Raw genomic sequence first — 21,028 nt, 5'->3', positions numbered from 1 at the left:
TGGGAATTAAGTGTCCAATTTTATCTAGTGGATACTGTCCACTTTAGTTTAGCAGTCACAACTTAACGCTCTCACTAAAATATGTGCCCCTGATATAGGTAACTAGGGATATAATATCCGATACTCCATATTGATCTGTTATGCTTCTTGTGTGCGCATCTACATACAAGTTATTTTTATATACAACAGTACTCTTTTTGTTGTCACCACTTGGCATGCCACAAGTAAAGTAATCAGTGTGAGGCCTGATGCTGTGCATCCCCAACTCTTCCAAAATCGTTTCTATCTTCTCTTCAATGATAATCCGTTCTTTTAATTCTTGGATGTCCACTTAAAACACCACCTATGACTTTCGCTTTTTCTCCCTAGGCTTCCTAATCAGATAGCCAACCTCCTTCCATATGTTCCTATCGAGGTCAACTTCCGTTACTAATGTCATACCCTTCCCACCACCACGATTTTTATCTACCTTCTGTCCGTAGTAAGTCTTATTAACATCTAAGGGCGTTTCTCCCCATTGATTTTTAATGAGATAATTTTCATATTTTGATTTGTCGATTCGCTTCTCAAGAATAAGATGGTCAACAACGTGCTTGAGCTGCTTTGCATTTGCAATGTTCATAGAAGAAAGTTCTTCAACATCTGTTAATACTGTTTCATCTGTCAATTGGATTGTAGCGTATGCACCAATGTTTAGCTCGCCAGCCAGATCCTTCAATTTGGTTGTTGTCTGTTTAATTGACTCCCAATTATCAGTTTTATAGCCCTTTAAAGTATCATAGAAAATATACTGCACACCAAGTCCTAGTACGTGCTTTTTGATCTCGCGTTCCAAGTCATCATCCGAGTATTGACTTAACTCAAGGAAATAAATCTTGTGATTATCTTCAATCCAACTTCCAATAGTTTCGCTTATGTATTCAAATTCTTCTTCGTTCTTGTAATTGCCGAGAACAATATCATACTCCCGTATGTCATAACTAAATCCAAACTCAGGATTATTACTGATGGTCGAAGCCTGCATTGCATACCATTCATCTTCATCTTGCTCGTTAACCAAAACCAAAACGGGTACTTTTTTAAGTACACCTAAGAAGTTGACAATTTTAGCCATCCTTCTTGACTTACCTTCGTTACTTAACATCCCATCGATAACAAGCTTCTTCTTCCGAAATCCTCTGAATAATTCTGTCCAGATTGGGAATGGGAACTCTACTCCCATATCTGGCGCTTCACGCCACTTGGCTAATTTCTTCTTAATATCTTTTCCTAATGAAGTTGCAGACTTCCCCCCTCCTATCACTGTGTTAATATTGTCTACGTTAAATCTCATGAATCTTACAATATCTTCAGCCTTCATCTTAGGAAATGCTTTGTGTTGCATTAACTTTTCAACAGGGAATCCTTTTCTGCTAAACTCTCTGAGAAGTGAGTACTTCTTGATGGCGTCAAAGTAATTCTTGATGTCTTCAGGATCAGCAAGCTCAATTTGTTTTTCAATGGTCTTCCATCCACCTATTTTTCTATACTGCTTGCTCCTGTCTGGATCTTGGTTCATAAAGATATTTAGTTTTGTTTCACTTATTTCTTGTGAGAATGTCTTATAGAACAACTCAAATGAGTCATATAGAAATTTGGTATCTGTATCTTCGAAGTCATACTTTGACTTAATTAGTTCCGCATAATCAACAAACATGATAGGCTTAGAATACATACTACCAACAAATAATGCCTCACTCGTTAGGTCGTACATTTCAACTGCATTACTAATGCTTCTCACTCCTTTTACAGCAGTAACTCATCCATAACGTCTGTAATATCGAATTCATTTGCTCTCTTGTTTTTCTCTCTTCTCTGTCTGTGTATTTCTTGTACAATCTTACCGTCTTCCAATCTGGTTTCAATCTCCATTGCTTCAACGTTTGCAGTTAACTGTTTTGCTTTGTATCGTCGATAATCGCCCATATTTCCTATGACAACAGCCAAGTCATAATTCATTCTGGACGATACTGACATCTGTTTTTTGGCAGCAATCTTATTGAGATAACTTTCCATATGTTGATAAATATCAAGTAGGGTTTCATAATTAACTGGATCTTTAACTAGTTCATGCTTTCCAGTTCTGATAGATTGCACTTTCATGTAGAAGTATGATGGTAACGCTGCGTCATAGTAGTTCATTAGCCATTGAAAGAAGTTGTTTTTGTCAATCATTTCTCTTATTTCTTGTTCTCTGTAAGCAACACGTTCTGAAACACGAGTCTCAATTTCTTCATCTGTTAGTCGTTTACGTGTTTTAAGATGAAGCATATAACAGTCAGTGTGATAATATTTTTTTGTGTCATTATCTCTAATAAAATCATCAGTTTCAGAGTCAATTGATTTCACATTCTTTGGATCACAATAATTGCACTTTAACTTCATGATTCACCTCTAATATTAAAGCAATAGGGGAGAAATTAATCTCCCCTATTCTGTTTTTTTATTTTATTCTGTTACAAGTTCATAAAACTTCTTCATCTGTTCAGTGTCATCGATTTTATTAAAATCAACAGTCAGTCCAGCCTTTTTAACCTTTGGAAGTAGCGCCTTTTTCTTAGGATCGCTCAGTGTTTTAATTTGTTTGTCAATTGCCTCTCGATACTCGGCAACTGTTTCTGGCTGCTTCTCTTCCTCCTGTTTAGCAGAGGATTCTTCTACTTTGCTAAATCCTTTTGCGATTACATCTTCATCTTTTTCTACACTTGACTCCAATGATTCTTTAACAACATTTGATTGTTTTCCCCGATTGCCATCAATGACTGATTGCCAATAGAGTGGGGTTGGATTATCAATAATTTCGTTCTGTTCAAATACTCGTGTTCGGTCTTTTCTCATGATCTGAGACTTAATTGTTCCATCTTCATCTTCAAAATTTCGCAAAACTGTGAAGAATTCGTATTCAGCACCATCCCATGTATCTGGAACCTTACCTACTTCTACAAGTTCCATTTTGTCTCCAACCTTTTGCATTACCTTTTTAGTCTTCTCACGAGATGTAACTACAACATACTTGTCAGTTCCAGTAATGAGGCTACGAAGAAGGTTTTTACCCTTCATTTTAATCTTGTCATGGTCTTTAAACTCAAGTCCTGCTGTTGCTTCAGCTACTGCCTGCTCAGTAGCATTTTTCTCTTGTGCTTTTGCTTTAAGTCGAGCACGTTTTTCAGATACACCAATTGCAGCAAACTTTACATTATCACTAATAACTGTGATACCATCAACAATAATTACATCTGCTCTAAACGGATTGCCTTCGGCATCAAGTGCCACGACTTCATTGCCATCTTCATCTTCAATATAAAGATCTTCATTATCCATTGCCTTGGTTGCCCATTCTTCAACTTCTGTGTATGATGTTGTGTACACAAGCAGAATGTTATTTAGATCGACACCCTCAGATTCAAGATCTTCGAGATAGTTGTCTACACTGCCCGTTTCACAATCAATATAAAGAACTCGTAATGGTTTACCAAGTTCTGATTTCATTTTTGCCATCGCAAGGGCAAATGAAGATTTCCACGTTCCCTGTTCTCCATACAAGAAAAATTTAAGACCCTTTTTAACCACACTACCACTTTTTGCTTTTGCCAAGATAATTTCCTCCCGTTATCTTAAATGAATATGTATTTTAATTTTATTTACTACCAAGGAAGTCCGTCATCTTCAGAGTCTTGGCTTTCTTTATCATCAGGTTTTTGTCCCCAACTTGCATTATTATTACTATTATCTGAACCAAACTCTTTAAATACTTTTAATGCTTCTTCGATAATTTCTTCACTGTATGTCTCTTTGTCAATTGATTCTGGATCAGCACCTGTTACAACTAATTCTCTAATGTAATTATTCTTCACTTGTTTAAAAGTATCTTGTTGGCCCCATACAAACTTGGCTGCTTCCTGAATTTCGTCAGTATCAATCTTGTTGTAAATATTACCCCAAACATCAATTGCAGTATATGGTTTCAATTCTTTCCGCAAGATGTTTGCGAACGCTGCATCTCTTACAATAAACTCTGTATCTTCAACAGTTTTGAATGTTACAATTTTAGCTGCCAATTCAAAACGTGGATCATTTTTATCATCTACTTTTGTAATTCCCATGAAGATAATACGCTGTCTGAAATCGTTCAATTCTTTAAAGTCTTCTGTTTCAAAATCAACACTGTCCGCCAAATAGAGCTGTTTAACATTAAACTTCTTATTTCGCTTTACTTCATCATTCACTTTGTTAGATGAGAATTCCAATTCCCCCCGAATAAACACTCCTTGCCCATCAGTGAGCTTGTCATATACAGTCTCAGCTGCATCATATTCAACCAATGTTTTAGTAACGTTCTTACCTTCTTGATCCTTTTCTACACCAATGCGAAGACCATAAAGATTGAACCCTTCTGGCTGCTGATCAAATCGTTTTTTCCATGGAACCTTAATCATTTCGCCCTTCTTACCTTTTTCCTCTGCTTTCTTTCCATAAATGACTTCTTCACGCTCAACGCCCTGAATTGTCACGTACAAAGTTGACTCTGGTGCAGTCTCAACTCCAAAGTTAAGAATATGCATTCCCTTCTTACTTTTTGTTTCGATAACCTTGAATGCATTATCTCGTAATAGGCCAGTTGCCAATCCTCGAAGTTTAAATTCACCTCTAGTTTGTGGTAGTCCAAGACCTTTATTTTCTGCCATTATGTATATCCTCCCTATTTTTTAATTGTATAATTTTGTTTAATATAGCGTTCTTATACAATCATGGAGGGCTTCGTCCTGATTTGTAAATCAACTGACCACCTCGCTTATATTCTTAATATAACATCACCCCAACCAACTTTCAATAGATTTATCATCTTTTTTTATTCAATATTTTCTAATCAAATGACACTTTTATTCTAATGTCCAAACCATAATATAATGGAGCTCTTTACTTCCAAGGCTATTCGATGCACCTTGGAAGTAAAGATGTACTATTTGTTCTAAAGTGTTATGTCTTATCATTAGAAGAATTAAAATACTCTTCAATGCTTGGTGCATTATGCATTTCCAATTCTAAGGCCAATCCAAAATCATGGATACATTTCTTATCTACTGTCACCGAAAACTGACTATCACTTTCAGTTAGTAAATCAAAAGTTAATAGGTATGTATCTGATGACGGTTCCTTCTCCCAAAGTAATTCAAGGTGCTTTTCATAGTGCGAAAAGTGACCCTCATATATTCCTATTGGAAATTGTTTTAGCAGTTCGATAAAACTTTTGAGGACACGATTCGTCCACCCAAATTCTAATTCCTTTTCAACTTGTCCATCTAAGTAGTATTTAGCAATTAGCTTACTTCCTTCATCATCGTCTTTAGTGTGATAGAGGAAAGATAATTCAACCGATTTTCCCGAGTCTGTATTATCCTTTAATGTTGTTGAAATGCTAATCGCCTCCTAAATATCCAATCGCTAAAAAATGGACAGTTGTTTAGTTTAATGTCACTTTAGTTATAAAACCAGTTAATTAATGTCCATCTTCCATTTGCAGGTCTGTTAATAATGGCATTGCCAGTGTCTTTATATATCGTGATGATTGTATTTTTTGTCTCATCCATTACAAGTACTATTTTACTATTTGGGTCAACGATAATGCGAGAATTTTGTATTGTATCTTTGTACGTCTTTAACGCCAACATACCAGATGATTTTCCTGACAAAATTTTATCAACCATTTTACTTGTAATTCCGTCAATAAACGCTTCTTGCATAGCATGACCTGTTAGCTTTGTTCTGATTTCATTTTTGGTGGCCTTTACTGTTTCGGTCTTACTGGTTGACTTAAAAACAAGTTCAATCAACTTTTTGATCGCACCAGATCGTTGAACTTCTACTCGACCTTGCTCTGCTGCCTCTTCTTGTGCTAATGCTGCCCGAGCCTTTTGTACCCTAACTTCAAAATCATCAGATGCTGCATTGGCAAATGACGATTCCGCAAACATACTAACACTCAAAACAACAGCTAAACACATTGATAAAGCTTTGAACCACTTAGTCATTTCACTACCAACTTTCCCCATTGGATTCTATTTGCAATGCAATTCATCAAGAATTACATCACTACTATATATTACCAATAAAGGAAATAGCGTCAATTAAGTTACATATATTGACACATGATATTCGGTTTTACTTATATAATTGAAAATTTATGTTTACATGTCTCATGTATAGCTCATATAATAAATGTTTCTTTGAATCAAACGGATCTTTTATTGGATTTTATGTCGCGTAACAATAAATCTCTTTATAAAGCTTCATTCTGTTTTGTTCTGCACATTGAATGGCATCTTCTAGTTCGTCAAATCTACCGAAGCATTTATTCTTGCCATCAACCTGTAATTGTACTATGTATTTTTGTTCAGTTTTACTCCAGCAGACATTTCTGCAACCTGTTGTACTATTCGTATTTGCACCACGCCTATTGACCAAATTCTTCTTGTTGCTTACTTCCACCAGGTTTCTTTTTCTACAATCAAGGGTGTTATGATTTACATGATCTAAGAATACTTCTGGAGGTGTACTAGTCACAAATTTATGTAAATACATATTTTTATATTTTGGTTTGCTGTTTTCCATACCTAAGTAGATGGTTGCTTGAGCATAATGAGATTGCGTAGTTTCACGCCACTTCGGACTCCATTTATATTTAAATGCTTTTAATCGTTCAAAGTCCTCAAAATCTGCATATGCCTCCAAAACATCGCCATTTCTCTTATCTAGATAAAGGATAAGGGTATCTCCTTCAATTTTAAACCTATTTCTCATTACATCTCTCCTTTTCCAATCATATCAACTTTTTATTTCGTTTCTTCAACTTGGGCATACTTGGATAGCTCCTGCCAACGCTTAATTACGTTAGGATGTGCATACTTATTGTCCTCTTCAAGCTTCTTCTTAGCAATCCTACCTAGCTCTGGCTTCCACTCTTCAATCCATTTATTGATATCTGAATGAATATTATATTGAGGGTATAAAAGTTTCGATCCATCAATGATAGCAAATGGCCCATCCATTCCTCTTGTGGTGCGTAGAAATTGTAATCCTGCCCAACTTGCTTGAAATCCTGTCATTCCATGCTTGGAAGCAAAATAGTTAAACATTGCTACAGTTGCTTTAGACAATGAGTCTGCAATTGAATTATAATCATGATTCTGAGACTCTAAATCATTCACATAGTTGGCTAATTCTTCCCAAGAATTAGGCCATGCACCACATTTTGTTTCATTCATTTTAATTCCTCCATTATCTTTCTATAAAATAGATATTTTATTTTGTTTTCTTAACTGTTCCACTCCAATAATTTTTAGCAACAATTACATGAAATTCGCCTTCTTTATCCTCCTTCTTGGTAACACAAACCCATGTATTACCTGAAGAAATTGACAACTCAATTGCGTCTTCACTATCGTTTAACTCTTCAATCAATCCATTGATCCACTGATTAATTTTCTCTGCACTGATATCCGTGTTACTTCCGTCATTAAATTGAATTACATTATAGTGATATAGATCATTGGGATAATGATTCATAATTTTAACACACCTTTCATCAGTAATTTTTATATGTAATAATACGATTCAAAGCCTCTTACAATGTTCCTTCGATCTCGTTTACGCAACGCAACATAAACGAATCTGCGTCATTTATACTCACGCTGGTCTTAACCCAACCGTCCATTTTGTCTCCAATTCGAATATCAGTACTGTTTTCATCTTCCCCTTTCCCTTTGATATAGATATTTGTGATCCTTACAATATCAGCCCCAAGATCTTCTTTTACCTCTTCAATCTTTTCTGGACTTAGAAATTTTAATAACTGCCGAAGATTGATAAATTTTTCAGTAGTCCATTCACCCTCTTCTTCATGAAATCCAAACCCCTTAAAGTAAGATGTGTACTCTACATGACCCTCAATTTCAGTAAGAGTTTTACTTGTTTTGATTTGCTCCAAATGATATCCCTCCATTAGTCTCTATAAAGATCAAACATGAACATCTCTTGACCAAAAAGTCTGTCAAGTAACTTTGCATACCACAGTGGATGCTTGAGTAGCAGTAAATAAGGAATCGCACAAATGTTTGCAATGATCATCAAGAAGAGAATATACAACGCTTCATACCATTCAAATTTTAAGAAAACGATCATTCCACCTTTCAAATAAATGTAGTTTTTCATTCAATGTTTTTTTCTCACAATTCGTAACATACCAAATGTTTACAATTCAATCTATTTGCTATATATCGGAATAGTTGTTAAAAATTTAGTGAATCAGGAGGATATGATATGTTGCGTAAAAGGGCAAAATTTGCAACTGGATTATTTACTGTAGTAGCTTCACTTTCTTTCCTTACAACAAGTGCATTTGCTGATCATCTCGGAGGTAAATGGGATGTTTACAATGTAATCTATGAAGATATTAATTTGACCTCAAAGTACTCTAGAGTGCTCTGGTCAGCAGCTGATGAATGGAATGCAATTAGTGAAATAAACCTTTCTCCAGCAGACGATGAAACAGGCTATATTGCAGTGAAACACCAACCTAAAACTGAAGATTATAACCTTGGTAGAACTGGTTTATATGGACTTGGCATGCCATATGATGAGATGGGAAGATTAAATCGTGGTCCTTATGCATCAGCAGATCTCATTATTGTGAGATATACGTGTGATCCACTAGACACGACTGATACGATTAAGACCATTACACATGAGTTTGGTCACACACTTGGGCTTGCGCATACTTCTGATACCAGCATAGATTCAATAATGGATAAAAGTGATGTTTTTAAAGTTAGGATCGAAGGCCCAACAAGGTATGACAGAAATGAACTTAGAGCTCTCTACGATTAATAACTAATTCAGAAAGGATGAGTTAAGTATGAAAAAGCTTATTGCTTTTGTTACTATACCAGCTTTAGTCCTCGGTATTGGATCTGCACTAGCATTTAAAGAGTTCAGCAACCCCAGTTCTGATAGTAATGCTTTAGCTAAAACATTTAATTCAACAGAAGAGATTGCTAAAGACGCTAATGTCATTATCAAAGCAAACGTACCTTCTGAGTTTAAACAGGAGACGGTTGGCTCCCTTGTGTATAATGTGTACGAAGTACAAGTAGATAAACTGTATAGTAACCTCACTGATGAAGATATAACTGAAGGTGAAAGCATTGAAGTTCATCGCCTCATAGGTTTTAATGTAAGCGAAGGAAAAGAGATGGCTAACATAGGAGACTCTGCCTTTCACGAATTAAAGGAAGGTGAGTACCTTTTATTCTTAAATGGCGGTTATGACGAAGATCTTAAAAAATTTACTTATATTCCAAACACCCCAAACCAATTATTTAAGATGGCTAGTTCAAAGGGTTTCTGGTCAAATAAGTCGTCAAATAGTAGTGAGTTCGAAAATATTACTGACGAGAATGCACTCCCCTCAATCAATGAGACTGATTTGTTGGAAGCAATAGAATCAATGAAGTAGTGATTATCTTGACACTTCTTAATTGGAGTGTCTTTTCTATTCCGATAAATACATCATTTGATAGAGAAACAGCTTTACCATATATTAGTAGACACTAATAACATTTCTTTTATTTTCCATTTATGGTATTTTGTTATTATACTTTTGAATGGGGTGACAATTTTGAAAAAGAATCTGCTTATTGCTCTTTCAGTATTTTCGTTGCTCGGATTAACCACGCAAGTCCCTAATGTTGAAGCGAAGCAAAACACAAAGGCAATTTCGCCTATGGCAATTACACTCGACTGGACGGCTGCATTTACTAGAACTGACACCAGTGTTGTAGAGGATACTTTTGTTTTGACTAGTCAAAAACGAGTAACTGGTACAGTCACTTATCAGTATTTAGAAGGAACCGCTAAACCATCTTTTACATATGTACTATTTAGAGTTACCCCTCGAACTGGTGGTGGTACAATAGCCACACGAACCAATTACTCTGATTCTGTAGTTGGAAAAAAAGATAGTAACAACACTGAAGATATTGATTTAGGAAACGTTCCTGCTGGTACTTATGAATTGCATATAGAAAAGAACAATTCAGGGGTTTCAGGAATGTCACAGGGATACATTAAGTTCTAAAGATCATTAAATCAATCTGGAGATACACTCTAGGTTGATTTTTTTGTTCAAATCATCCTTTTATTAGGTCTTAGGTACATACTCCACAATCACAAACCTCTTATACTCCTCATCAAATGCTTTCTTGAATTCATCAGTTCTTTCAGGAGCGCAATAATCTAAATGAAACACTTTATCTTTGGCATAGTCGTTACACTGTGAAGTAATAACACCCTTAGCAGCTCCTACTTTTAAATAAGCAATCTTTCTTCCTGACATTTCCCATCGATTACCGTCTTTATGTATCACGTAAATGCAATTACTCATCTGACATTCCTTTCGCTTCTCTTGCCTTTTTCAATCGCTCTGCTGCTGCCTGTCGCTGTTCCTTTGTCATATTTCGTCCCTTACTTTTCTGCCTAAAAGACACTTGCTCAAATGGAATGTTCTTGTACCAGTGACCTCCATCCTCTTGTATGGTTGTAGCTTCTATTCCAGCCTTCTTTAGTTTAGTGATTACACGCTGCTGCATTGTGTAGATACTCCACGTCTTTGTTTCATCATCACAATGCATAGCTGTTTCCCGTTCGTTTGCGACAAGTGACATAGTTCTCCTCCTTATTTTTTTGTTTTATAAATCAGAATCTGATCGGCTCATCTCCACCGTTATACCATGAATAACTAAGTAACCTGCAAGACTTTTTGTCTACACCAAACTTCTTAACCAGCAAGTCAATATATCCTTCAAGCTCTGACAGTGAAATATCCAATGCATTGTAATCATATCCATCGCTGTGCATTAGTACATAATCTATTCCCCACTTATACTTACCTTCAAGACTCTCCACTGGACAATATGTATTAGGTTTATCATCATACATGAACCAATCAACAACCCCATCCCACTCATCAAGATGCTTGGGCTCACCTACCTTTTCTTTAAAGAATGGATAAGCTCGATTGTGGTCAAGTCCCTCAATCTGTGGTAATGGTGCTCGAATGACGGTTTTATACTCCATATGACTCATTCAGGCTACCTCCTATTTTTGTTTAAAATCCTTCTTTAATTGGATTTACAAAATTCTATGTATTCATCACTAAGTTCAAAAGCTATCAGTGTCTCCTCTGAATTGATTGGTCTATAGTCAATACAATTACCGCACCAATACTTATCTTTCATTTGTTCAAGCAAATCTTGCAGCCAGCTCCCTCTAATCTCTACCAATGTTGTTTGATGAATTGGACAAGTAACTTTAAGCATTAGCTGCCCTTTCACTGGTTTTTGTTGAGACTGTAGATAGATGAGGCATTCTATTACATCGCTAATGCCAACCTCTGCTACTTCTGCAATATAATTAGGGGAAACTTGTTTTACATCTTCTTTTGCTATGCTTTCAATTACATCTTCAATCACCCATAAGGTCTTATGGAGTTCATTTCTTAATGACATACTTCACCACCCTAATTCAATGAAATCGTACTTTCATCGGGTTTATGATAAGTAGTAGTTCATGAATTCCTTTAGTTCTAACTGACTCATCACACTAAATCCATCGAAACTACTCATTTGGATATCCTTGCCTCTGTGTACGCCAGTGAGTGGCATTACAACCTTCCTGTCTGCATCTATTATCAAGGCAACATGTGCATGAAGACTGTCATGTTTTACAATGTGATCTCCATTATTCATATTTTCGTTTTAACTCCTCAAGCTGCTTTCTCTCACGTTCTTCATGCCACTTTTTCACCTTGTCTTGATACTCTTCTTCAGCCTTAACTTTCTTATCAATCATAATGGACATCATATCCATAACGTCTGTCTTAAAGCACATGTCATAATTGACTTCAACTTTGACAATCTCAGCATTCTCGTATGAATTATTCTTGAGTAACGATCTTTGGTTCATGCCTATGTATTGATTAAGATGATTCTTCAAGTGGCCTATATTTGACCAAGACTTTCCCTCTTTAGTCCAGAGGTTTCTTGGATCGGTGCCACCTCTAGAGAATAGTCCCGTTTCTTTGTGCTTGATTTTATATACTTCATGGATTACTTGGTTCATTGTAGTCTTCATTAGACTTCAATCACTGTTCGTTTGAATAATTCCGTGACTTCGAGCAACTTACCATTTGTCTCTATTGCTATACGTTCAGCCAATTCTTTACTCTCGATTCGCGTTGCCTTTTCCTTGACAAGTTGCAGCCCTTTCATTGTTTCAATATTGATTACATTAGGGACTACCACACCATAGTTACCAACAACGACCTGGAAATATGTGACTTCATTATGTTTCTCATGAAAAGGTAGGACTTCTTTTGATACCCCAAGTGTGCCAGTTTGAATTCGTCTTTCATTCTTCATTATTCATACCTCACTTTCACTTTCAATAAATGAATTATTTTATTTACTTTTATGAACCTGCATGTGCAGGCCTAAAACATTAAATCAATTCTACCCTTCCCAAGAGCATTGAAACGTTCAACGCAGATTGCTCCAACTTTATTAAGTAGTTCAATCACAAAGATGCCTGTTACTTCAATGTCCATATGACTTATAAAACCACGCTTTACTGATTCACGAATAACGTCATTGCTAGATACCTTTAGAACTTTCATTACTGCATTTAACAATGGCAATAGCTCAATCTTATCTGCTGGATCATACAATTTATCAATTATCCCTTGGTCATATAGATATCTCCTCATTCTTACAAAAGGAACTGCCGATTCGAGCCATCTAGTTTTACTCTCGATTGTTGCCATGGAATAGAGGCTGCTTATTGCATAGCCCCATCTTGAAAAATCCGCACGCTGCTGGTATTTTTCCATATTAATTTTGTTCAATCTTTTCCTCCACTTCGAAGGGTAGATCTTAACTGGATGCATTTGCCCTATCTCTTGTATATTTTCGTGACTGTGTACAATTTCAACATCTATATCTAAATCCTTACACGTTTTGGGTATGAACTTCATTAACTCATCAGGGACGTTGATATAGGCTTTATCTTTGTAATCCATAAACTCCTGTACTACCAAGAATCTAAACTTTGATAAATTGGACTTTTGTAAGCTAACTTGCGGTAATAAAAGCACCCCACTATGAACAAAGTCATATTTATATCCCTTATAATCAATTACATCTCTGATCCCAAATGGTTCCCCGATAAGGTTAAACTCAATATCATCCAAATCATAGAACGATTTATATGACTTATACCGTCTAGAATTTATTGCTGTGATGCTCCTGTAAATTCCGACCTTCCCAGTATCAGGATTTAAGGCCATTAGACAGTTCTTCCCGAATGATGTGTCTTGAAACAATACTTGGCTTATTCGCTTAAATGAGATGGTATCATCACTTTGTATCTTCGCTAAGTTCTCGCCTACAATCCATATGTCTTTGATATTGGCTTGTTTATATAACGCTCTTCTTCGATTTAAAGTATCGAGTGAAATATTAGACCTCTGATATTCAATAGCCCATTCTTGACCATTCTTAAATCTAACATAAACATCTGCAATCTGACCTGTTTGAGGAATGTGATGTTCAATATCTATCACATCAACAACATCTGAATACCTATTTTGAAAGTACTCAAACAGCAGCTCTTTTCCTTTTGTATGCTCAACAGATTCATCGTTCTGATCACAATCAATATTCTTTGGATTGTGCCTAAAATGTGGTTTTGTTTTCGGTTCTGCAGCCCAAGCTAGTACAACACTTTTGAGACAAGACTGACAAATAAATCCATCTACTTTTCCAATCTTCTTTAAATCATCTCGCTTGTCTTTCCAATACTTCGACTTGAGGCTTATGATCTGATTATCCTTGTTTGATTTTGCTTTGAACATTAGCATCACCTATTGTTTTGATGATACTATTGTAAACTAATTTACAGGAAAATTCTCTCAGCAATTCACAATCAAACACGTCTTTTATAGGGAAATGAAGAATGATACATTCTCCACTCCCCTGATTAATTACTAATCTAATCCCAGCGGTCAATCTTGATAATCCTTGTAGACTTATTTGATGTTAGTTTTAATACAAGGTTCCATTCACTATCTTTGGAATATCCTAAGCCGCAAGCTGAAGCCTGATCAACATTTTCAATTGGGGTATTTGCTGTATATGCTTCAAGTGTTTTGCGAATTTCACGAAGATCAGATTTCAGAGATTCAACAAAGAACCCGCGACCTTTTCCTTCAGACGAATCCTTACAGCCCTCAAGCAAGAAGAAAATGTGGTTACCAGAATGGCTCACTGGATCTTCACCCCACATATTAGGAGAGATAGTGATCCCATTTACTTTAGTAAAGCTACCTGTTGCGATATTCCAAGCATCCTCAGATGAGTAGTTAGAAGAACTAATATCTGGTTGTTTCCCTCTTTCATAGTGAAATTTGAACACATCTGATCTATAGCCTTCACCACCAGCAACACCATGATAAGAATAGACCTTGCCGTTCACTTCCAACTCCACTTTGAACGGTGTAATTCCTTTGCCCCTTTCGCAGTAATTATGAACGTAAAACCTATAATTTCCGATTGGAGCGTAGCCATGACTCCATCTAATATTTTCAACTGGCAGAAAGTCTCTATGTGCGCCACCATTCATGTCGATATCTAGCCAACCATTACCCCTACTTTTGTCTCCATAATAGATATGTTCACCGTTAGGCGTTATGCAATGTAGATCTAGATCAGTGTATCCTTCCCAAATTAACGAACATCTAATTTCATTTCCTTCGTATTGACCACCAGCACTCTCGACCCTACGTTTAATCTCACCATCGATACCGCCATGATAATACCAACTAAAAGAATTATTCCACTGCAAAATGTTTGGTGCTTCCTGATCGGTAGCAGTAACCAAAGCCATAAAGCGATTCGGGTTATCAACCATAACCTCAATGCTATCTGCTGATGGTAATACTGTTCTTTGGAATTTATCCCAAGTCATCACAGTGTTTGGTAGATTCATTACATTGTTAAAAGTATTTTGCTCTTTAGGTGTAATGTTGGCAAACACCCCACCTGACTTCTGAGCATCCTTCTTTACATTTTCTTTGCTTTTCCAGATGAAATGAGGAACCTCCTCAAATGTTGCATATCTACGTTTTAAAGAGTTGGCAATACCAAGCTTCTCTACAATCTTCTCAGCTTGTTCGATGTTGCCCTGTGTAGGAGCAGATTGCGCCCTCATATAACTTGCAGGATTCATTTTCTCTGCAAATCTACGAGTAATGGAATCAATTGAAAGTCCATTTACAATATCATCAAGTAAAGTGCCAATCATGCTGCTCTTAACATGGCAGAATCCTGATGGAGCAGTAGCTACAGCCAACCATGTGATATTGTCTCTGTTTTGATTGTTATCAGTTTGTAAACGGTTATTGTGTAAATCGCGAAGGAACTTTGCTACACCAAGAACTCTATCTGATCTATATAGAGATTCAGACTCCAAGAGTGTTACTGCTTGGTCTACAGCATCTAAAGGATATTCTACCAATCCTGCATTCAAAATTCTGAAATCCTCTTTTTTCTCTGCTATTATTTGCCCAGCAGTTTTCAGCCTTGAGTTATGGATTTGATCCACTGGGAGTGCTACTGACATATGATACCAGCCGTTTGTCATTGGATAGCCTAGGACATCATGACTTGAAACAAACACACCAGTAACCTTGGACTTAAGAGCAATTTGTTTTAATGACTTGACGGACTCAAGAAAAAATTCTGGAGTGTTATGTTCATCCCATAATACAGAACTCATCTCACCATCGTCTGAGATTGATACAAGACCACCAAAGCGATTTAAAAAATATCGGCAGCAACTGCAATTGTAATGTTGTTTCGCATGATCAGGTAGATTGTTTAGAAACACTTCAAAAAGATTCTCTGAATCTGTAGTAAACAATGGTTTGCTACTGAAAGTTGAAAATCTTTCTTTGATTGCATCACTAAAATGAGGATACTGATCATCACTGCTATCATACTTATCAATGTTATTCATATTCATTACTCCCTTTTGGTTTTTGTACTCTTTTATCTTTTTATGCGATTATACATAATATAGAAGGATTGGAATAGGCTTCTTAACTCATAATAATATTACCAAATACAAATTTTCTCTTCATTTTATTTTATTTACTACAAAATCACTATTTGAATGGACTTTCGTTTTCGATTACATAATCTTCAAGTTCTTCTAAGACAATTGTAATCCTGTCCTTTAAAAATTTGAGATAATGGATTCGTTCTGTATAACTCTTTACATTCTCTTCATTGATATATGTATCTTTAAAGATATCCAATTGAACATTGATTTGATGCATAGCGAATTCAAGCAGATGCTCCTTTGATAATTCTTCCTTTTCTTTATCCATGCGGACTCCCTCCTTTCTAATCAAATTGCCATTTTATATAAAGTCTTCTGGCGATAATACAACCGCAGTACCCCAATCTGGATAATATGTCCGTGTATCATCTTGAATCTTTTCTGCAAACCTATCTAAGGACTCTTGCAACTCTTCAATTTCATTTTTATCAATCCTCTGATAAGCGTCTTCATGCATGTTTTCACAAGCATTTTCGACTATACTTTCTGCATCCAACGTTATCCTATCAATAGTTGTCACATACACTCTCAGGTCTTTGATATCCTCGAATGTGAGTTCTTCATCCTCAATCAGTTCACGAACCTTTTCATATAAATCATCTGCATCATAAAATTCATCCCAATCATCTATGTATAAGTAGTCATTGTTCAGCTTTACCAACTCAGTAAGTGTAATTTTCTTTGCTTTGTTCCAACGTTCCAAATCACGCTCTGCTCGTTTTCTATCTTGTTCCTGCTTATATCTATCGCATTTGCACTGACTACTTCTCCCCATTAACTGTTGGCAGAACTGACACTTGGTCTGAACACCGCTATAGCAGTGGGAGCACCCCAAGATAGTCTGCTTTTTGTATGGGAACATTTCATTATGTTTTCCACGTTCTGATTTTAATCCATATGGATGATCATTGACCTGCAATCCAGTGCCACCACATTTGGGACAAATCACTTCGTTTTCTTGAAGGTCTTTCTTTAATTTTAGTTTAAAATCTACCTCAACATATTCAGTTCTGATACTCATTGGTTTCACCCTCCTTATAAAATTCGTGTTTCATTTACTCAATCAGAAATGTAACTTGATTCCAATAATTTTTGTATATCATCCAGAGTTTCTTGCTTTCCGTTGATTACTGCTATAGTAGTTTCATCTTTAACGTGTTTCTTTACTGAGTCTAATTCATTGTATTTTGCATAAATCACTCTCAACAAACTTTTCTTGTCCATTCTATCCTCCCTTTCTCAATAAATTCCGTATTTGATTGAAATTACTCCACTGTTCCTCGATCAGTTATCTCTAGCTCGCGTATGTATGCATGATCATAATTATCTGGCTGTATATTGCTATTGTATTTGTCCTTAATCTTCTTCGCGTCTTCTTTATCTAAATGCAACTCAGCTTTAAAGACGTTTGGTTGAATAGTTCCATCATGACAGATGTACCCTCGACCTGAAACGCCCACAGCCCAAACAATTTCGGTGTACCTATCTTTTTGCATTTTCACAACTCCTCTTAGTTCAGTGTGTATTCGTCTGGAAAGTCTATCCTTTCCCATTCATTGTCTTCAAACCACTTTCCTACATTTAAGCCACAATCCAAACACTCAAATGTAACATATTCACAACCCTTTTTATTATTTATTCCTTCAGTTTGGCTAGCCCAACCTATTGTTTTATGTCTGCAAAACAATTGATGCAGACGTTTATGTAAAGGAATATTTAGTTTCATAATTCACCACCAACTCCTATTAATTTCTTATTTTAATTTTTTTATTTAATATTTTGAATGAAGAAGTTTTACCTTCTTCGTCCATAGAGATCGTTTCCCTGCATTTTATCTGCACTTGTCTTTGACATAGAGAACTCTCTATCTTCAAATGGAATTACTATTTCACCAAATCTCTCATATGCATTAAACATCATTTTTAGCCAATATACAATTGGATACATTCTTATAGGCATTTGCTTAAGCTCGTATTCAATTGTTGACAAATTTCTAATTCGCTCAGTAAATTGAGCGATGTCAGGCGTTCGTTTGGAATTCTCTTTGCTACTTGGAATATGCTCGCAAATTTCAACGTCCTCTAGATTGTCGCTTCTATGCGAAACTCCATGTGTCCGACAAATTGCAGGGCGAATTTCATAAATTCTACATGCTCCATTTTCAACATTCAACAGAGGACAAGGTAAGCCATAACTGTCACCCATGATTCGAATTTGTTCAAAGAATATTGCACCTCTGCCAGTAGAATCTTCTTCGAGATTCCGATATACATCTGGTCTATTAATTTTCAAATATTCTATCTGGTCATGAGTTATTTTCATTAACTCGTTTAATTCGTCTCTGCTCCACTTTCTTAATTCTTTCATGATTAATTTAGCTTCAATAAATGATATTGCAAAGTTCTGATAGCAACATGATGAACACCCTTTTTGACAGGGAGGTTTTTCAATTTGGTGAGTGTAGTAATCATTCACTGTTTCATTCAATTCCGAATACAGCTTAATTAATATACCAGCTCGACTTTCAGGTAGTACGTCAGAATGGCATTTCTTATACTTTTTTCCACTACCACAAAAACAAGTGCTATTTCTTTCTGACACTGAAACCAGCTCCTTGGCTAAATTAGTCTTCTACCCAGAACCCACCCTATTGAAAAACAATAAAAGGATGTAGCCAAACGACATTAACCGTGATAAAATATCGCATCGCCAACTCAAGGTGAACATCACTTCTCCCTTTGTAGGACAATTTTACCATTTTCCACTTTCATTAACCAGTGCGAGACTCACTATAAAATACATATTTTATTTAATATTCTCTCTACTTGTTGCAGCTCGCAGAAAGCCAAATGCTACGGCATAAGGTGCTTGTTTGCTCATTACGTGATCTGACCAACTTCTACCCCAAACAGCAATGTAGCCATTATCACGAGGCATGATATCAATATGTATTCGCCTCTTTACTGCTTCAGTCATTAATGCACCAAGTCCTTCCCAAGTAGTAGAAAAATCAGGAACCTTATTGTCCACCATCGATTGAGGTGTAATTATAAACATATTTTCTTCTGTAAATGTCCACCCCAACGCCAAAGCCACCTTCGCATCTAACTCGCGTCCTGCTTGCAACAGTGTTTTCACTTCCAATCAAAGAGAGTTTTTATTTAGTTCCAAGAAATTGTGATATAACTTCCTTCTCTGTGATTTATGTACTCAAATCCATATCCTAAACCTTCAAGTTCAATTTGTAGTTTATCTCTTAATACTCCATAGGATATAAACTCATACTGGTTCAATTTTGCATTATTTTCACCAATCGTAAGACTGTAACTTCGTGATTCAGCTTGATTTTTTATTGCTTCAAATAGAATTTCTTTAAATCCTTCATACCACTTAATTGCATTGTCCGTTTCTGCATTTTGTGTGATTTCTTTAGCTACATTTGCTCTCATTATATTTTTCTCCTTTTCGAATCAAAGACAGATTTTATAGAAACGGATAAATAACAAAGTGTGCGTTGAACAACCCCAGCAGAGCCATTCCAACTGCTTGCCCAACTTTCTTATCAAATACAAATTGCAACGCAGTAGATCCAGCCCATCCAGCTCCTAACCCACCAATAAATACAAGAACAATATCCAACATCTCCATTTAAGCTCCACTCCACTTGTTATTTTTAGATGAAAAATACCATTTATGCTGTTCCACTGTATTCAAGTCCACCCTCTTCATCCACAAGTACTTTTGCAATGAATTCATCTTCAATTTCAAGTGGAGGCAAGGGACATGCATACTATCTAACTGATTATGGTATTATTGCGTTTAACAAGATGTACGAGCATATTCAAATCGCATTACAAAATAAAAATAATGAGGTTGATGATCAATGATAGGTGTTGTGGGATTAGGTGGCTGCGGTGGAAACTTTGCAGATGAGGCAATAAAACATGGATTTTATTCGGTTGCTCTTAATTATTCCGAACGTGATTTGAAATCTTTAGAGTATGTCGAAGACATCTTTCAATTAGAGGGTTCTGAAGGGGGCGGTAAAAATCGAGACTTAGCCATAGAGCTCTTAGTGCCCCAATACGACCAAACGATAAATTGGCTTAAAGATAAGTTCTCGTCACCTGAAATCAAAGTAATCGCCTTCTACTTTGCAAGTTCAGGTGGATCTGGCGCAGGAATTGCCCCACTGATAATGGATTTGTTGCAAAATGCAATGCCAGAGAAAACAATTGTGGGCTTCCCAATTATTCCTGATGAAACCGAAGATGATACTGCACAAACAAATTGCCTTTCAACATTTGAGGAACTATCTCGCTTAGAGATTGCCCTATATCCAATTGATAATCAACAAGTTAAAAAGTTCAGTCCAAACATACCTAAAAATAAACTATACGATACAACAAATACAAACGGCATTCACATGCTGAAAACACTTGTGTCTTACATTGATAAATCAAGTAAAAATGGCAATTTTGACGAACGTGATTTACTTACAGTTCTTCAGACTAAAGGAATTGGACATATCAGTGAGATTCATTTCATGTCTCTATCTGAATCGCAGCAGTCCATTCAATTATCACCTCAAGGTATCTCCACTCTAATTCACGATCAGTGGAACAGATCAATATTTGCTCCAATCGAATTTGATTTTGTAACTCGTGCTGGAGTAATTTTTGATGGAGAGGAACGGTGTGACTGCTAAACTAAAGTGGACAGTATCCACTAGATAAAATTGGACACTTAATTCCCAATT

The 21,028-nt window shown here is 36.1% G+C and carries 31 protein-coding genes; 4 read left to right on the top strand and 27 right to left on the bottom strand.

Features of this window, described 5'->3' with window-relative positions; translation table 11 throughout:
• Positions 1-55: 55 nt before the first annotated feature.
• From ADS79_RS14605 to ADS79_RS14560, 10 genes are all read right to left on the bottom strand, one after another.
• Positions 56-331: a hypothetical protein gene (locus ADS79_RS14605; protein WP_049739175.1), complete on the bottom strand. Its 276-nt coding sequence runs from the start codon at positions 329-331 to the stop codon at positions 56-58.
• 12 nt (positions 332-343) lie between these two features.
• A complete protein-coding gene (locus tag ADS79_RS14600) occupies positions 344-1,780 on the bottom strand; it encodes a replicative DNA helicase (protein WP_141261195.1) in 1,437 nt (478 codons plus the stop codon).
• A 5-nt stretch (positions 1,781-1,785) separates the two neighbouring features.
• Entirely contained in the window at positions 1,786-2,424 is a 639-nt protein-coding gene (locus ADS79_RS14595) for a hypothetical protein (RefSeq protein ID WP_049739173.1), read from the bottom strand.
• A gap of 63 nt (positions 2,425-2,487) precedes the next feature.
• Complete coding sequence (locus ADS79_RS14590; protein WP_049739172.1) at positions 2,488-3,633, bottom strand: hypothetical protein; 1,146 nt, start codon at positions 3,631-3,633, stop codon at positions 2,488-2,490.
• 50 nt (positions 3,634-3,683) lie between these two features.
• Positions 3,684-4,724, bottom strand: coding sequence for a hypothetical protein (locus tag ADS79_RS14585; RefSeq protein ID WP_049739171.1), 1,041 nt, complete (start codon positions 4,722-4,724; stop codon positions 3,684-3,686).
• A gap of 792 nt (positions 4,725-5,516) precedes the next feature.
• Positions 5,517-6,068, bottom strand: a complete 552-nt coding sequence (locus tag ADS79_RS14580; RefSeq protein ID WP_049739170.1) for a hypothetical protein — start codon at positions 6,066-6,068, stop codon at positions 5,517-5,519.
• A gap of 223 nt (positions 6,069-6,291) precedes the next feature.
• Positions 6,292-6,837, bottom strand: a complete 546-nt coding sequence (locus ADS79_RS14575; protein WP_049739169.1) for a hypothetical protein — start codon at positions 6,835-6,837, stop codon at positions 6,292-6,294.
• 32 nt (positions 6,838-6,869) lie between these two features.
• Entirely contained in the window at positions 6,870-7,301 is a 432-nt protein-coding gene (locus ADS79_RS14570) for a hypothetical protein (protein WP_049739168.1), read from the bottom strand.
• Between the two features lie 37 nt (positions 7,302-7,338).
• Positions 7,339-7,602 carry a hypothetical protein gene (locus tag ADS79_RS14565; RefSeq protein ID WP_049739167.1) on the bottom strand — a complete coding sequence of 88 codons (264 nt, stop codon included), beginning with the start codon at positions 7,600-7,602 and terminating at the stop codon, positions 7,339-7,341.
• Positions 7,603-7,660: 58 nt separating this feature from the next.
• Entirely contained in the window at positions 7,661-8,023 is a 363-nt protein-coding gene (locus tag ADS79_RS14560) for a hypothetical protein (protein ID WP_049739166.1), read from the bottom strand.
• 332 nt (positions 8,024-8,355) lie between these two features.
• Between ADS79_RS14560 and ADS79_RS14550 the strand changes: the two genes are divergently transcribed.
• The 3 genes from ADS79_RS14550 (at position 8,356) to ADS79_RS14540 (ending at position 10,171) form a co-directional block, all read left to right on the top strand.
• Positions 8,356-8,922, top strand: a complete 567-nt coding sequence (locus ADS79_RS14550; protein ID WP_049739164.1) for a matrixin family metalloprotease — start codon at positions 8,356-8,358, stop codon at positions 8,920-8,922.
• A gap of 28 nt (positions 8,923-8,950) precedes the next feature.
• Positions 8,951-9,550 (top strand): hypothetical protein, encoded by a 600-nt coding sequence (locus ADS79_RS14545; RefSeq protein WP_049739163.1) that lies wholly within the window; start codon positions 8,951-8,953, stop codon positions 9,548-9,550.
• 162 nt (positions 9,551-9,712) lie between these two features.
• Positions 9,713-10,171: a hypothetical protein gene (locus ADS79_RS14540; RefSeq protein WP_141261193.1), complete on the top strand. Its 459-nt coding sequence runs from the start codon at positions 9,713-9,715 to the stop codon at positions 10,169-10,171.
• Positions 10,172-10,234: 63 nt separating this feature from the next.
• Here ADS79_RS14540 and ADS79_RS14535 read toward each other — a convergent pair whose 3' ends face one another.
• The 17 genes from ADS79_RS14535 to ADS79_RS35315 all read right to left on the bottom strand — a co-directional run bounded on the left by ADS79_RS14535 (position 10,235) and on the right by ADS79_RS35315 (position 19,917).
• On the bottom strand, positions 10,235-10,459 hold the full coding sequence (locus tag ADS79_RS14535) for a hypothetical protein (protein WP_141261191.1): 225 nt from the start codon (positions 10,457-10,459) through the stop codon (positions 10,235-10,237).
• A gap of 10 nt (positions 10,460-10,469) precedes the next feature.
• The gene (locus tag ADS79_RS14530) at positions 10,470-10,757 is read right to left on the bottom strand and encodes a hypothetical protein (protein ID WP_049739160.1); all 288 of its coding nucleotides are present in this window, start codon (positions 10,755-10,757) and stop codon (positions 10,470-10,472) included.
• Positions 10,758-10,788: 31 nt separating this feature from the next.
• Positions 10,789-11,178 (bottom strand): hypothetical protein, encoded by a 390-nt coding sequence (locus ADS79_RS14525; RefSeq protein WP_049739159.1) that lies wholly within the window; start codon positions 11,176-11,178, stop codon positions 10,789-10,791.
• Between the two features lie 35 nt (positions 11,179-11,213).
• A complete protein-coding gene (locus ADS79_RS14520; RefSeq protein WP_049739158.1) occupies positions 11,214-11,600 on the bottom strand; it encodes a hypothetical protein in 387 nt (128 codons plus the stop codon).
• A 232-nt stretch (positions 11,601-11,832) separates the two neighbouring features.
• Positions 11,833-12,213, bottom strand: a complete 381-nt coding sequence (locus ADS79_RS14510) for a hypothetical protein (RefSeq protein ID WP_049739156.1) — start codon at positions 12,211-12,213, stop codon at positions 11,833-11,835.
• An 11-nt stretch (positions 12,214-12,224) separates the two neighbouring features.
• Positions 12,225-12,512: a hypothetical protein gene (locus ADS79_RS14505; protein ID WP_049739155.1), complete on the bottom strand. Its 288-nt coding sequence runs from the start codon at positions 12,510-12,512 to the stop codon at positions 12,225-12,227.
• 71 nt (positions 12,513-12,583) lie between these two features.
• Positions 12,584-14,002, bottom strand: coding sequence for a competence protein CoiA (locus tag ADS79_RS14500; protein WP_049739154.1), 1,419 nt, complete (start codon positions 14,000-14,002; stop codon positions 12,584-12,586).
• Between the two features lie 137 nt (positions 14,003-14,139).
• On the bottom strand, positions 14,140-16,164 hold the full coding sequence (locus ADS79_RS14495) for a hypothetical protein (protein ID WP_236699989.1): 2,025 nt from the start codon (positions 16,162-16,164) through the stop codon (positions 14,140-14,142).
• Positions 16,165-16,312: 148 nt separating this feature from the next.
• Positions 16,313-16,537, bottom strand: a complete 225-nt coding sequence (locus ADS79_RS14490) for a hypothetical protein (protein WP_049739152.1) — start codon at positions 16,535-16,537, stop codon at positions 16,313-16,315.
• Positions 16,538-16,570: 33 nt separating this feature from the next.
• Complete coding sequence (locus ADS79_RS14485) at positions 16,571-17,290, bottom strand: hypothetical protein (protein WP_049739151.1); 720 nt, start codon at positions 17,288-17,290, stop codon at positions 16,571-16,573.
• A 38-nt stretch (positions 17,291-17,328) separates the two neighbouring features.
• Positions 17,329-17,493, bottom strand: a complete 165-nt coding sequence (locus ADS79_RS35320; protein ID WP_161807291.1) for a hypothetical protein — start codon at positions 17,491-17,493, stop codon at positions 17,329-17,331.
• Between the two features lie 41 nt (positions 17,494-17,534).
• Positions 17,535-17,765, bottom strand: a complete 231-nt coding sequence (locus ADS79_RS14480) for a hypothetical protein (RefSeq protein WP_049739150.1) — start codon at positions 17,763-17,765, stop codon at positions 17,535-17,537.
• Between the two features lie 14 nt (positions 17,766-17,779).
• Complete coding sequence (locus tag ADS79_RS14475; protein ID WP_049739149.1) at positions 17,780-17,995, bottom strand: hypothetical protein; 216 nt, start codon at positions 17,993-17,995, stop codon at positions 17,780-17,782.
• A 68-nt stretch (positions 17,996-18,063) separates the two neighbouring features.
• The gene (locus ADS79_RS14470) at positions 18,064-18,870 is read right to left on the bottom strand and encodes an SEC-C motif-containing protein (RefSeq protein WP_049739148.1); all 807 of its coding nucleotides are present in this window, start codon (positions 18,868-18,870) and stop codon (positions 18,064-18,066) included.
• 204 nt (positions 18,871-19,074) lie between these two features.
• Complete coding sequence (locus ADS79_RS14465; protein ID WP_141261189.1) at positions 19,075-19,353, bottom strand: hypothetical protein; 279 nt, start codon at positions 19,351-19,353, stop codon at positions 19,075-19,077.
• Positions 19,354-19,430: 77 nt separating this feature from the next.
• Positions 19,431-19,718 carry a hypothetical protein gene (locus ADS79_RS14460; RefSeq protein WP_049739146.1) on the bottom strand — a complete coding sequence of 96 codons (288 nt, stop codon included), beginning with the start codon at positions 19,716-19,718 and terminating at the stop codon, positions 19,431-19,433.
• 34 nt (positions 19,719-19,752) lie between these two features.
• On the bottom strand, positions 19,753-19,917 hold the full coding sequence (locus ADS79_RS35315) for a hypothetical protein (protein WP_161807290.1): 165 nt from the start codon (positions 19,915-19,917) through the stop codon (positions 19,753-19,755).
• 235 nt (positions 19,918-20,152) lie between these two features.
• Between ADS79_RS35315 and ADS79_RS14455 the strand changes: the two genes are divergently transcribed.
• Positions 20,153-20,977, top strand: a complete 825-nt coding sequence (locus ADS79_RS14455; RefSeq protein ID WP_049739145.1) for an FtsZ/tubulin family protein — start codon at positions 20,153-20,155, stop codon at positions 20,975-20,977.
• The last annotated feature ends 51 nt before the right edge of the window (positions 20,978-21,028 follow it).

Origin of the sequence: Brevibacillus reuszeri, assembly GCF_001187725.1 — a bacterium.
Classification (GTDB): Bacteria; Bacillota; Bacilli; order Brevibacillales; family Brevibacillaceae; genus Brevibacillus; species Brevibacillus reuszeri.
Note: the sequence above shows the minus strand (reverse complement) of the source record. Positions and strands in the feature narration are given on the sequence as shown.